Raw genomic sequence first — 13,329 nt, 5'->3', positions numbered from 1 at the left:
ACATGGCCGCAGAACAAACAACACCAGTCCCCGCCCAGCCGCCTGCCTCTGAATCCGAGCCTTCCACCCAGCCTCCGGCCGAGCCCTCGGGCATGGGGGCGCCGGGCACCCTGATCGAAGACCCGTCGGGCATGACGGCCGCCGACAAGGCGGCTGCCGAGGCCGAAGGCCAGAAGACGGCCCAGGCCCAGCAGGGCGTCTGGGCGCCGCTGTCCGGCCCCACCTTCCGCATGCTCTGGCTGATCTGGATGGCGGCCAACACCTGCATGTGGATGAACGATGTGGCGGCGGCCTGGCTCATGACCTCGCTGACCACCTCGCCCGTGCTGGTGGCCCTGGTGCAATCGGCCTCCACGCTGCCCGTCTTCCTGCTGGGCCTGCCCAGCGGCGCGCTGGCCGATATCCTGGACCGGCGCCGCTACTTCATCGTCACCCAGTTCTGGGTGGCGGCCGTGGCCCTGGTGCTGTGCCTGTTCGTGCTGTCCGGCCGGATGACGGCGCACTGGCTGCTGGTGCTGACCTTTGCCAACGGCATCGGCCTGGCCATGCGCTGGCCCGTGTTCTCGGCGCTGATTCCCGAACTCGTGCCCAAGCACCACCTGCCTTCGGCCATGGCGCTCAATGCCGTGGCCATGAACGCATCGCGCATCATCGGCCCCCTGGTGGCGGGCGCCATCATCGCCAGCCTGGGCAGCGCCTGGGTGTTCGTGCTGAACGCCGTGCTGTCCATTCTCTCGGGCATCGTGCTGATCCGCTGGAAGCGCCGCCATGTGGCCAACCCGCTGGGCCGCGAGCGCCTGCCCTCGGCCATGCGCGTGGGCCTGCAGTTCGTGCGCGAGTCGCCCCGCATGCATGCGGTGCTGGCGCGCACGGTGTGCTTCTTCCTGCAGTGCACGGCCGTGATGGCCTTGCTGCCCCTGGTGGCCCAGCGCCTGCACGGCCCCACCGAGGGCGGGGGCGGTGCCGAGACCTTCACGCTGCTGCTGGCCTCCATGGGTGCGGGCGCCATCGTGGGCGCCATGTTCCTGCCGCGCCTGCGCCAGGCCATGTCCAAGGAAAGTCTGATCCGGTCGGGCTCTGCCGTGCATGCGCTGGCCACGCTGGCCGTGGCCCTGTCGCCCAATGTGTACATGGCCGTGCCGGCCATGATGCTGGCCGGCATGGCGCTGATCTCCACCGCCAACGTGCTGGGCGTCTCGGCCCAGATGGCCCTGCCCAACTGGGTGCGGGCGCGCGGCATGTCCATCTACCAGATGTCCATCATGGGTGGCACGGCGGCGGGCGCCGCGCTCTGGGGCCAGGTGGCCAGCATGGTGGGCGTGCGAGGCAGCCTCATGGTGGCAGCCGCCAGCGGCGTGGCCTGCATGCTGCTGGTGCAGCGCCTGGTGCGCGACCGCCAGATCGAGGAGGACCTGAGCCCCTCAAAGGCCTTCCAGCGCCCCGAGGTCAACATCCCCGAAGCCGGCCGCGTGGTCGTCACCATCGAGTACCAGATCGACCCCACCCAGGCCGAGGCCTTCCGCGCCCTCATGCAGGAAAGCCGCCGCAGCCGCATGCGCCAGGGCGCGCTGGGCTGGAGCCTGCTGCACAGCATGAGCCACCCCGAGCGCTATGTGGAGCAGATCGTCGACGAATCCTGGACCGAGCACCTGCGCCGCTTCGACCGCGTCACCGCTGCCGACGTGGCCCTGCGCGACCGCAAGCTGGCCTATCACAAGGGCAAGGAGCCGCCGCGCGTCACGAGGTACTTCGATACCCCCTGAGGCGCTGCGCGCCTTCCCCCTGAGGGGGACGGCGCCCTCGCCGCGAGGCGGCTCTTGCTCGGCGCCCCTGGCGTTGGGCCGCGCCAGAGCGAGGGACAGTGGATAGAGGTGTGTCTGCGCTGGTCTTGTGCCATGCGGGGCGAGCCTTGGCGCAAAGGATAAAACCGGCGCACCCCAAAGCGGGGCTGTCGTCCCCCTCCCTCGCGAAGCGAGTAGAGAGGGGGAAGCGGCGTAGCCGCTCAGGGGGTCACCTCAAGTGCGGTGCCTGGCTGGCAAGGCTCCGCGGCCAGAAGGCCCACAGGCGCAGGTTCTGCTTGATGCGGCCGGCCAGGTCGCCCGCTTCGGGGCCCCAGCCCATGAAGTAGTCGGCGCGCACGGCGCCGACGATGGCGCTGCCAGTGTCCTGGGCGAAGACCAGGCGGTTCAGGGCCACGGTGGGCCCTGACGTGGACAGCCAGACCGGCGTGCCATAGGGAATGCTCTGCTTGTCCACGGCGATGGAGCGGCCTGGCGTCAGGGCCACGCCCTGGGCGCCCTTGGGGCCGAACTGAAGGTCCAGGCCTTCCAGCGGCTCCTCGCGGAAGAAGACGTAGCGCGGATTGCTCCACAGCATTTCATTGACGCGGCCGGGGTTGGCGGCCACCCAGGCGCTGATGCCGGGCCAGGTGGCATCGCGCACCAGTCCCTGGTCCAGCAGCCAGCGGCCCACGCTCTTGTAGGGCTGGTCATTGGTGCCCGCAAAGGCGACGCGGATCGTGCGTTGCGCGCCTGTGGGCTCGGTGATGTTCAGGCGCCCCGATCCCTGGATGTGCAACACCATTGCATCGACGGGGTCGCGCATCCAGGCGATGGCGCGGCCGGCCAGGGCCGCCTGGGCCTCGGGCATCGTCTCGATCTGCTGGCGCGAGAACCAGGGCTTGCGGCTGCCGAAGCCGGCGCCGGCCGGCGTCTTGTACAGCGGCACGTTGAAGCCGTCGCCCGGCAGGCGCCGTGCCTCGAACAGCGGCTCGTAGTAGGCCGTCAGCATGCCGTCCGGGCCACCGCCCAGCGCCTCGATGCGGTAGGGCTGCAGATTGGCCATGAGCCAGGCGCGCTGCTCGTCGCCCGTGGCAATGCTCAACTGGCGCACATCGCGGCACAGGCCCGCGAAGACCGAGCTGGGCCGTTCGCAGTTCTTGAGCCAGGCATTCCAGGCTTCGTGCAGCGCGTCCTCCTGCAGGCCGGGCAACTCGCTCCAGTCTGCTGCGATCCAGCGGCTCTTGGTGGGCGTGCTGGTGACCAGCGGGGGCTTGGGCGTGACGGCGGGCGAGCCTCCCGGCTGCAGGTCGGGCACGGGCGAGGGGTCGTAGACCGGTTTGGTGGTGGTCGTGCAGGCGACCAGCGTCCCTACAATCAGCGCCATCGCGGCATGGCGCAGGAGGTGGAAATTCATGGGGTTGATTTTGCTCGAAGCACTGCTGGCCTTGGTGATTCTGGTCGCTATTGTGTGGTGGACCATGTTCTCCGGACGCCGCAAGGGCGAGTTGCCCGTGGACACGCCACGGGATTCGCACCCGTCTCCAGAGAAGCCTTCCCCCGGACAGGATCGCAGAGATCCGTGATGACGCCGCTGCCCACGCTGCGGAGCGGGCGTCGTCCTACGGGTAAGCCCTGCCGGCACTGATACTCTGCTGCACCCGCCGGCCCCAACAATGGGGCCTCGCCGCAGGGATGGCCCTGCGCCAACGCATTCTCTTCGTCCAACAAGGAGTTCCCTATGCGCAAGCACATCGTTCTGGCCGCCGCGACGGCGGCCGCACTGTTCATCTCCGGCTGCGCGAACATGAGCGACACCCAGCGCCGCACGGCCACGGGCGCTGGCGTGGGCGCTGCAGCCGGCGCCGTGCTGGGTGCCGTCACCGGCGGCAGGGCCGGCACGGGCGCCGTGATCGGCGCCGGCGTGGGCGCACTGGGCACCTACATCTGGTCGCAGAACATGGAAAAGCAAAAGCGCGAGATGGAGCAGGCCACCCAGGGCACGGGCGTGAACGTGAGCCAGACGGCCGACAACCAGCTCAAGCTGGACATTCCCAGCGACATTTCGTTCGATACCAACCGGTCCGACATCAAGGGCAACTTCGCTCCCATCCTGGACCGCTTCGCCGAAGGCCTGCGCAACAACCCCAATGCCGAGGTGCGCATCATCGGCCACACGGACAGCACCGGCTCTGACGCCATCAACAATCCGCTGTCGCTGGACCGCGCCAACAGCACGCGCAACTACCTGACCATGCGCGGCGTCTCGGGCGCCCGCATCGCCACCGAAGGCCGTGGCTCGCACCAACCCGTGGCTTCCAACGACTCGGCCAGCGGCCGTGCCATGAACCGCCGCGTGGAGATCTTCGTGGGCGAGATCCCGCAGCAGCACCAGCAGCAGCCTCAGTATCAACAGCAGCCGCAGTACCAGCAGCCGCAATACCAGCAGCCCCGCTGATCCGGGCTCTGCGCCAGATGCAACGCCCCGCGACGCGGGGCGTTTTTGCGTGGTCGGGCACCGGCATTGCCCTATGCTGGCTCCCATCCATCAATGGGGAGTCGTATGAGTGAAGCAAGCACAGCTGGCGTGGCCGACGTGGTCAGCCCGCTCGACAAGGGCCTGGGCGCGCTGTCCGCAGCCTGCACGCCGCAGGACGCTGCCGCGCGGGGCTGGAACCTGCTGCGGGAAGACTTGAGCCTGCCGGTGGCCGTGCTGTCGCAGTCGCGCCTGTCGCACAACCTGGCCTGGATGCAGCGCTTTGTGGATGCCTATGGCGCCCAGCTTGCGCCCCACGGAAAGACGACCATGGCGCCCCGCCTGTTCCGCCAGCAGATCGACGCGGGCGCCTGGGGCATCACGCTGGCCACCGCCCAGCAGACGTGCGTGGCCCATGCCCATGGCGTGCGCCGCGTACTCATGGCCAACCAGTTGATAGGCCGGCGCAACATGGCGGCCGTGGCCGAGCTGCTGGCCGATCCCGGCTTCGAGTTCTTCTGCCTGGTCGATTGTGCCGAGCAGGTCGAGCAACTGGCTGCCTTTTTTGGCGCAGCGGGCCGGTCCGTGCAGGTGCTGATCGAACTGGGCCCGCCTGGCGGGCGCACGGGTGTGCGCTCCGATGCGCAGATGCAGCCGCTGCTGGACGCGCTGGCCCGGGCCGGTGCCGGCGTGCGGCTGGCCGGGATAGAGGTCTACGAGGGCGTGCTCAAGGAAGAAGAGCCCATCCGTGCCTTGCTGCGGCGCGCCGTGGACTGGGTGCAGCGGCTGGCGGGCGAGGGCCGGCTGCAGCGCAGCCCGGCCGTGCTCACCGGCGCCGGATCGGCCTGGTATGACGTGGTGGCCCAGGAGTTCGGCAAGGCCGACATTGGCGGCCCGATGGATCTGGTGCTGCGCCCGGGCTGCTATCTCACGCATGACGCAGGCATCTACCAGGCAGCGCAGCGGCGCATCGACCAGACCAATCCCGTGGCGCAGCAGATGCGTGCCAGCCTGCAGCCTGCGCTGCAGGTCTGGGCCTATGTGCAGTCGCTGCCCGAGCCCGGCCGCGCCATCGTGGCGCTTGGCAAGCGCGATACGGCCTTCGAGGCCGTGCCTCCCCGGCCCGCTCTGCGCTACCGCCCTGGCGATGCCGCGCCCGTGGCGGCCCCCCCGCATTGGGAGGTCACGGCCATGATGGACCAGCATGCCTTTCTGAAGGTGGCCGAGGGCGATGGCCTGCGCATAGGCGACATGCTGGCCTTCGACATCTCGCACCCCTGCCTTACCTTCGACAAATGGCGGCAGTTGGCCGTCGTCGATGACCGCTATGACGTGGTGGACGTGATTGCCACGTATTTCTGAAGGGGTCAGTCGTGTGTGCGCAGCAGGTTGGCCAGTTCAACGGCCGACTTGACCTGCATCTTGTCGAAGACGCGCGCGCGGTGAACCTCGACGGTGCGCACGCTGATGTCCAGCTGGTCGGCGATGAGCTTGTTGGGAATGCCCTCGACCACCAGGCGCATCACGTCGCGCTCGCGTTCCGTCAGCTCGTTCAAGCGTGCGCGCACGGCTTCGCGCGCACGGGTTTCGGCCTGGTGCTGGGCCGACAGTTCCAGCGCCTGTTCGATGCGGTCCACGAGGGCATTGTCCGAGAAAGGCTTCTCGCAGAAGTCGAAGGCACCGCGCTTGACGGTGTCCACGGCCGTGGGCACGTCGGCATGGCCGGTCAGGAAGATCACGGGCATGCCTGCGATCTGGTTGCGTTCCAGCATGAGGTTGAACAGCGCCAGCCCGCTCATGCCGCCCATGCGCATGTCCAGCAGCAGGCAGCAGGGATTGCGCGGCGGCGGGCGCGACTGCAGCATGGCATCGAAGGCCTCTGCGCTGGCATAGCATTCGCTGAGCAGGCGGCGCGAGCGCAGCAGCCAGGCCAGCGCTTCGCGGACATCGGTGTCGTCGTCGACGATGTAGACGGTGGCGTCGGGTACAGGTTCCATGGGCCTATTGTTCCATTTGTTCCATCTATGCCTGCACCTGCGCGGGGCTGTGCGCCGGCAGCGTGAAGGCGAAGACGGTTCCGCGCGGGCTGTGGGGGCTGTGCTGCAGGTGGCCGCCATGCTGCTCGACCACGGTGCGGCACAGGCTCAGGCCCAGGCCCATGCCCTCGTTGCGCGTGGTGAAAAAGGGCGTGAACAGCTGCTCCGCCACATGCTGTGGAATGCCGCTGCCGCAGTCGATGACCGCGAATTCCACCCAGCTGCGGCGCGTGCTGGCGGCCGCACGGCGCACGCGCAGCTGCAGCTCGCGCTCCATGGTCTCGGGCGAGTCCATGGCCTGCATGCCGTTGCGCGCCAGGTTGAGCAGCACCTGCTCGATCATGGTCGGATCGCAGAGCACGGGCGAGAGGCCGGGCTCGATGTCGGTGGTCACGCGCACGCCCAGGTTGCGTGCCTGCAGGCTGATCAGCGGCAGCACGGCGTCTATGAGTTCGGCGGCGCCTATGACTTCGCGGGACTGGTCGCGCCGCCGCACGAAATCGCGCACGCTCTTGATCACGCGGCCTGCGCGGTCGGCCTGGAAGCTGATGCGCTCCATGGCCATGCGCAGGTCCTGCAGTTGCTGGCGCAGCCGGGCTTCATTGCCCGAGATGGCGCCGCCTGCACCCGCACCCGTGTCATCGTCGCTCCCCAGCATGTTCAGCGATCCCGTGGCGTAGCTGGAGATGGCCACCAGCGGCTGGGTGAGTTCATGGCTCAGCAGCGAGGCCATCTCGCCCACCGTGGCCAGGCGGGCCGTGGCCTGCAGGCGCTCCTGCGAGGCGCGTGAGATCTCTTCCATGCGCTTTTGCTCGCTGATGTCGATGAAGGCACTCATCCAGCCGGTGTGCTGGCCCTGGGCGTTGATCAGCGGCGCCTCGAAGATCAACACCGGAAAGCGCGTTCCGTCCTTGCGCATGAAGATGCTTTCGTGGCCCTCGCGCGGTGGCGGGGCGTTGCCGGACAGGCGGCTGTCGCGCCGGCGCGCGTAGATTTCGGCGCGCTCGGGCGGCCAGTAGGGTGCAATGCTCAGTCCCAGCAATTCCTCGGCCGTGAAGCCCACCATGCTGCAGAAGGCCGGGTTCACATAGCTGATGCGGCCCTGCAGATCGCGCGCGCGCAGGCCCGTGACCAGCGAGTCCTCCATGGCCTTGCGAAAGGCCAGCGCATCGCCCAGATCGCGCTCGGCGCGCAGGCGTCGGCGGTTGTCGCGCACCAGCACGGCGACCACGGAGACCAGGGCGATGGACATCAGCGTCACCAGGGCAGTGAGCACGTTGGGGAACACGCTGGGCGCGCGGTGCCAGCTGTCCATGCGCAGCACCAGGGTGCTGCCCGGCAGGTCCAGCAGCTGCTGCGCCGTGAACATGCGGGTGCCGCGCCAGGAGGCGCCCAGCAGGGCCAGGCGCGTGCCGTCCGGCTCGGTGAAGGACACTTCCTGGGTGCGCGGCAGGTTCTTGCTGACCTGGGTGATCAGCAGGCTTTGCAGGCTGTAGGTGCCGATGACAAAGCCGATGATGTGGCCGCTTTGCGTCAGGGGCAGGCAGACCTCCATCATCTCCGTGCCAAGGCCTTCGGCCAGCAGCTGGAAGTAGCTGGGCGAGTAGGCCGGGCCGTTGAGGCGGCGCGCGTGGGTGCAGGTCAGCACGGCCTCGGGGTGGGTGTTGTTCGTGCGCAGCTGGTCTTCCCACTGCACGTTGCGGTAGGGCGTCTCGGCATGGGAGCGGATCTGCAGGCCCGCATCGCGCCATTCGATGCGCATCAGCTCGCGGCGCACCTGCAGCAGCTCGGCGGCGCGGGTTTTCCACTCGGCGGGATCGTTGTCGGGCGCGTTCAGCGCCTGCAGGTCCTGCAGGTTGCGGTTGAGCGCGGCGCGTATGTCGGCCACGGCATTGGCGGTGTCGCGCTCCAGCTTGTCCTGGACCTGGGAGGCCTCGTAGCGTCCGGCCAGCCAGACCATGGTGATGAGCATGCTGGCCACCAGAGCGACCAGCAGGCTCCACAGCGACCAGCGCCGCCAGGCGGTGCGCCAGCGGCGCCAGGGCCAGCGGCCTTCGGCAGGAGCGGGCGTGGACAGGTGCAGCGGATTCACAGGACGCGGTGCTCCAGGGCCGGGAGCTGGCGGCGCACATGCGCCAGGCGCTCGCGCCTGATCTCGCCCAGCACCACGCCGGCGCCCTCGGCCTGCTGCGCCAGCACCATGCCCCAGGGGTCGGCCAGCAGGCTGTGGCCCCAGGTGCGGCGGCCGTTCTCATGGTGGCCGCCCTGGGCGGGCGCCAGCAGGTAGGCCTGGTTTTCGATGGCGCGGGCGCGCAGCAGTACCTCCCAGTGGGCCAGACCCGTGATGTGGGTGAATGCGGCGGGCACCAGCAGCAGGTCGGCGCCCTGCTCGGCCAGTCGGCGGTACAGCTCGGGAAAGCGCAGGTCGTAGCACACGCTCAGGCCCAGGCGCCAGGACTCGCCCTCGTGCGAGGTGATGTCGCAGGTCACGGGCGTATGGCCGGCCTGTACCACGGCGGCTTCCGTGTAGCGCTCGCGGCCATTGTCGTAGTGGAACAGGTGGATCTTGTCGTAGCGCGCCACGCATTCGCCCTGGGGCGAGAACACCAGCGAGCTGTTGAGCACGTGGGCATCGTCATCGGCCACCAGGGGCAGGGTGCCGCCGACGATCCACAGCTGCAGTTCGCGCGCGGCGCGGCCCAGGAAGTCCTGGATGGGGCCTTGGCCGAAGCTCTCGCGGTAGGCCAGCTTGTCCGTATCGCGCAGGCCCATGGCACAGAAGTATTCGGGCAGGGCCGCGAGTTCGGCGCCCTGCTCGCGCGCCTGGCGCAGCAGGGCCATGGCCTGGTCGAGGTTGGCGCGCACATCGGGTACCGACACCATTTGCAGGGCTGCGATTTTCATGGGCTCTCTCCTGAAGGGGCTGACTCGGTGGCGATGGAGGGCGTGCGCGATGGTGTGTCAGAGGGCATCGCTGCCCGGCGGCGCGGCAAGGCCGTGACCTGGGGATCGTCCCAGCTGCCGTCGATGCGAAATTCCTTGGTGGCCGCCGCGATCAGCGGGCCGCGCAGCAGCACCTGCGCCAGGAAGCTGCCCAGGCCGACCACGGGGTTGATGGCCGTGGCCACCAGCGAGGCGGTCATGGCGTTGATCTCGGGCACCACCACCACGTGCAGATTCTGCGTCTCCTGGACCAGGTCGGCCGTGCCTTCCATCAGCACGGCAGCGTTGACACCCTTCATCTGCATGTTGTTGGTGCGCGCCACGCCGTCGGTGATCTGCACATCGCCGCGCATGAAGTCGAAGGCGAAGCCGTTGCTGAAGACATCGCGGAAATCCAGCGTCAGCCGGCGTGGCAGCGCCTGCAGGCTGAGCACGCTCAGCAGCTTGGCCAGGCCCGGTTCGGCCTTGAGGAACTGGCCGGTCTGCACATCCAGGTGCATGGAGCCCGAGAGGCTGCGGAAATCGGGCGTGATGGGCGAGCCCGTCCAGCCCGCCGATCCCTGCAGCACGCCCTTGCCGTTGCCCACCACGCCAGGCATATCGAAGCGCGTGAGCAGCTTGCCCACGTCGCGCAGGTCCAGCTGGAACTGCAGCTGGCTGCGCCCCGGATGCTCGGACTGCCCCTGGGGCAGGCGCCACTGGCCGTTGGCCGTCAGCGTGGCCTCGGGCGTGGAAATGTTGAAGCGCGACAGCTGCCATTCGCGCGCCGCCGCGTTGCCGGGCACAGGGCGGTTGCGGGCCTCGACCTCCAGGCGGCCCAGCGCGTGGCCCGACAGGTGCATGTCGTCCACCACGATCTGCAGCGCCGGCAGCTGGCGCGGCCCTTCGCTGAACAGGGCGTCCACGCGTTCGGACTTGGCCTCCGGCACCGTCAGGCGCGACAGCCGGGCGACCAGCTGCCCCTCGGGCTGGGCATCCGTGCCTTCACGAAAGCCCACGTAACCATCCAGCTCCTGGGAGGTGAGATTGCTGTGCCACGAGCCGCCATCGCGCGAGATGCCCGCCACCACGTCGTGCAGCTGCCGCCCCTTGGCCTGCAGCTGCTTGACGCGCAGGGTCAGCCGGTCGGGGAGGTACTCGCGTGCAGGGTCTGCGGCATCGGCGGGCTCCGGCTTGGCGCCGCTGGACTGCGGTGCCAGTGCCAGCCAGTCATCGAGATTGAAGAGCGGCAGCTGCACGTGGGCCTGCACGCCCTGGCCCGAAGTGGATGCCGTGCCCGCTTCCTGGCCTATGAGGATGCTGCCGTGCAGCACACGGCTGTGCTTGCCACTGATGTCGCGCTCATAGAACACCGAGCCCGTATCGCCCAGTTGCACGCTGATCTGGTCGCGCAGCGGAGCATCGGGCGAGGCGAAGGAGTCCGGTGCGAGCTGATGGCTCACGGCCAAGGGCTGGCTGGATTCCGCCGCCTTGCCCAGCGGGGCGGGCAGGTGGATGCGCATGCCTTGCAGGTTGGACTGGACCTGGATTTCGGGTGTTCCGCGCCGCACCTTCAGCAGCAGTGAGTAGGGCGACTGGCCCTCGGCATGGCGGGCCAGGTCGGCCACCCAGCCCAGCTCCCTGGCGTCGCGCAGCCCCTGTGCCGTGGCCGTGCCCTGCACACGCACCTTCACGGAGGATTCGGTGGCCAGCGCATTGCGCGCCAGCGCCTGCATGCCGCCATCGGCGCGCAGCTCCCCGCCCAGCGCGCGCGCCTGCAGGCCGGCCAGCGAGAAGCCGGTTTCTGAGAACTTGACGGCCCCGCGCAGCTGGCTCAGATGGGGCGTCTGATCATCGAGCTGCAGGGAGTTGCCCGCCAGCGTGACCTGTCCGGACACCTTGCTGCGGTCCAGATGGTCGATGGGCAGGTGCAGCTGCAGGGCCAGTTGCGCGGCGCCCGTGGCCTCGCTGCCGTCCAGCACATGTCCTGTGAGAGCCGACAGCGCCGAAGTCCTGACCACCCCCAGCATGTCGGCCAGCGGGCCCTGGCCCTTGGCGGTGACGGCCACCTCGGTGTGGGCCAGGTCGGGAATGCTGGCCTGGATGTCGCGCATCTGCAGCTGCGGATAGCCGGCGAACTGGCCGCGCGCATTGCGCACGGACATGGAGGAGCGGTCAAAGACCAGCTCTCCGGACAGATCGACCAGGGCCGGCCAGGGCGCCTCGCCATGCGTGAGCAGATGGGGCGGCACATATTCATAGTGCACGTCATGCAGCTTGGCCGCGATGTGGAACTCGCCCTGGCTGGGCTTTTCGGCCGGCACGTGGTCCAGGTTGCCGCGCACCTTGAAGTTCACTGTGCTTGCGCGCCCGGCGTGGATGGCCTCTCGCACGTAGTGGCGCGCATCGGCGGGAATCTCCAGCGGCAGGTAGCGGTGCACGCGCGTGCCGTCGGCGTTGCGCAACTGGCCCTGCAGGTCGAGCACGCCGGGAAAGCGCGGCTGCCTGTCGCTGCCGTCGCCGGTGTGCCATTGCGCACGGGCCTCGCCCTCGGTGTCATCGTTGGCAAAGCGCAGGTTGGGCACTTGCACGCTGATGGCCTGGCCGCGCAACTGCCAGCGCAGGCTGGCCTGCAGGCGGTGCAATGGAATCTCGGGTTCCTCGAATACGCCGGGGAAGGTCAGCGCAGCCGGTTGCCGGGCCGTGCCCTCCATCTCCAGCTGGGCCTGTCCGCCGTCCTGGTCCAGCGAGAAGCGCGCGTTCAGGCCCTTGATGCCGGGCATGCCCGGCTTCGTGGGGCCTTCGGACGATGCCACGCCGTCGATCGACAACTGCTGCAGCTCGCCGCTGGCCTTGTACTGCTGCACAGCCTGCAGCGGGCCGCGCCAGCTTGTCTGGAACTGGCGCAGCTGGCCGGCCGGGGCCATGCCGGCCAGATGGCGCTGCAGCTGCTCGGGCAGCGGCAGGCGCTGGCCCAACTGGGCGAGGATGGCCAGGTCGATGCCATCGGCCTGGAACTCGCCCTGCTCGCCCAGCGCTCCCTGCGTGCTGGCGCCCGCAGGGCTGTAGCGCGCACGCAGATTGCCTGCCGGCCAGTGCAGGCCGTCGCCCGTGGAGAATTCCAGGTTCTGCGCCGCGAAGCGCCAGCCATCCTGATGCTGCACGCTCAGCCGGCCCGTCAGCGCCTGCAACTGCAGCGGCTCCAGGTTTTCGCGCCACTGCAGTTGCAGGGCATTCACCGCCACATCGGCCATGGCGCCCACGGGCTGGCCCTGGCGCAGGTCGATCCAGGCGCGCATTGCGCCCCGGCCCTGCTGCAGGCGCAGGTCGGACGTATCCATGTACTGCCCGAGCCGGGACAGGTCGATCTGCGTGAACATCGCATGGGCCTGTCCGCTCCAGCGCTGCCAGTTGCCCTCGTGCGTGGACAGCAGCGGCTCGCGGAACAGGCCGGCAAGCATGAAGCGCTCGCCCCAGCCTTCGGGCGGCGTGGCATCCAGGCGCATTCCGTGGCTCCAGCCCTTGTTGCGCAGCACCAGGTCCACATCGCGCAAGGCCAGCGGCGGTGCCTGGCGCAGCTCGTCCACCCACAGCAGGCTGCCGCCGCGCAGGGCCAGCTCGGTCTGGGAAAACAGCCAGTCGGCGGCGGCATTGTCCCCGCCGGATGAAGGGCTGATCTCGATGCCGGCCACGAAGACACGGCCATCGGCCGCGCGGCGGACCATGAGTTCGGGGCGGTCGATATAGATCTGCTCCACGCCCAGGCGCATCAGCGAGCGGGCCGAAACGGCCACCACCACGCTGGGCAGGCGCAGGGCGTCTGCCGAATGTTCGGGGTCTTGCACCACCACGTCGCCCAGCTCGAAGCGGGGGACCAATCCCTCGCTGCGGGCCGTGATGCTGCCTATGCGAACCGGTAGGCCCAGCGTGCGTGAGGCCAGGGATTCCAGCTGAGGACGCCATTCGCCGATTCGCGGCACAATCCAGCCATGGAGCACCCCCCACACGGAGGCGAGGACCAGCCAGAAGGCCAGGACCAGCCCCAGTGACCACCGCGCAAGGCCGGCCATCCAACGGGTCAGGCGTGTGGGGTGCGGTTTCGGTTCGATCATCGGCG

8 protein-coding genes are annotated in these 13,329 nt (G+C 69.0%); 3 read left to right on the top strand and 5 right to left on the bottom strand.

What is annotated here, in order from left to right; all coding sequences use genetic code 11:
* Window positions 1-2 precede the first annotated feature (2 nt).
* The gene (locus ACFPFG_RS16940) at window positions 3-1,763 is read left to right on the top strand and encodes an MFS transporter (RefSeq protein ID WP_183021330.1); all 1,761 of its coding nucleotides are present in this window, start codon (window positions 3-5) and stop codon (window positions 1,761-1,763) included.
* A gap of 247 nt (window positions 1,764-2,010) precedes the next feature.
* On the opposite strand, the gene mltA is transcribed toward ACFPFG_RS16940, so the two are convergent.
* Window positions 2,011-3,195 carry a murein transglycosylase A gene (gene mltA, locus ACFPFG_RS16935; protein WP_183021331.1) on the bottom strand — a complete coding sequence of 395 codons (1,185 nt, stop codon included), beginning with the start codon at window positions 3,193-3,195 and terminating at the stop codon, window positions 2,011-2,013.
* A 324-nt stretch (window positions 3,196-3,519) separates the two neighbouring features.
* On the opposite strand from mltA, the gene ACFPFG_RS16930 reads away from it, so the two are divergent.
* Both ACFPFG_RS16930 and ACFPFG_RS16925 read left to right on the top strand, forming a co-directional pair.
* Window positions 3,520-4,236 carry a YiaD family glycine zipper/OmpA-like lipoprotein gene (locus ACFPFG_RS16930; protein WP_374619021.1) on the top strand — a complete coding sequence of 239 codons (717 nt, stop codon included), beginning with the start codon at window positions 3,520-3,522 and terminating at the stop codon, window positions 4,234-4,236.
* A gap of 105 nt (window positions 4,237-4,341) precedes the next feature.
* On the top strand, window positions 4,342-5,616 hold the full coding sequence (locus ACFPFG_RS16925) for an amino acid deaminase (protein WP_380107506.1): 1,275 nt from the start codon (window positions 4,342-4,344) through the stop codon (window positions 5,614-5,616).
* A 5-nt stretch (window positions 5,617-5,621) separates the two neighbouring features.
* Here ACFPFG_RS16925 and ACFPFG_RS16920 read toward each other — a convergent pair whose 3' ends face one another.
* The 4 genes from ACFPFG_RS16920 to ACFPFG_RS16905 are packed head-to-tail and all read right to left on the bottom strand — an operon-like array spanning window position 5,622 to window position 13,324.
* Window positions 5,622-6,251: a response regulator transcription factor gene (locus tag ACFPFG_RS16920; protein WP_183021334.1), complete on the bottom strand. Its 630-nt coding sequence runs from the start codon at window positions 6,249-6,251 to the stop codon at window positions 5,622-5,624.
* A 25-nt stretch (window positions 6,252-6,276) separates the two neighbouring features.
* Window positions 6,277-8,382, bottom strand: a complete 2,106-nt coding sequence (locus tag ACFPFG_RS16915; RefSeq protein WP_183021335.1) for a two-component system sensor histidine kinase NtrB — start codon at window positions 8,380-8,382, stop codon at window positions 6,277-6,279.
* The gene (locus tag ACFPFG_RS16910; protein ID WP_374619030.1) at window positions 8,379-9,194 is read right to left on the bottom strand and encodes a carbon-nitrogen hydrolase family protein; all 816 of its coding nucleotides are present in this window, start codon (window positions 9,192-9,194) and stop codon (window positions 8,379-8,381) included. Before ACFPFG_RS16910 ends, ACFPFG_RS16915 begins: the two co-directional genes overlap by 4 nt.
* The gene (locus ACFPFG_RS16905; protein WP_380107503.1) at window positions 9,191-13,324 is read right to left on the bottom strand and encodes a YhdP family protein; all 4,134 of its coding nucleotides are present in this window, start codon (window positions 13,322-13,324) and stop codon (window positions 9,191-9,193) included. Before ACFPFG_RS16905 ends, ACFPFG_RS16910 begins: the two co-directional genes overlap by 4 nt.
* Window positions 13,325-13,329 lie beyond the last annotated feature (5 nt).

This window comes from Delftia deserti, from assembly GCF_042653485.1.
Classification (GTDB): domain Bacteria; phylum Pseudomonadota; class Gammaproteobacteria; order Burkholderiales; family Burkholderiaceae_C; genus Comamonas; species Comamonas acidovorans.
The sequence above is the reverse complement of the archived record's forward strand: the minus strand, read 5'-3'. Positions and strand labels throughout refer to the sequence as shown.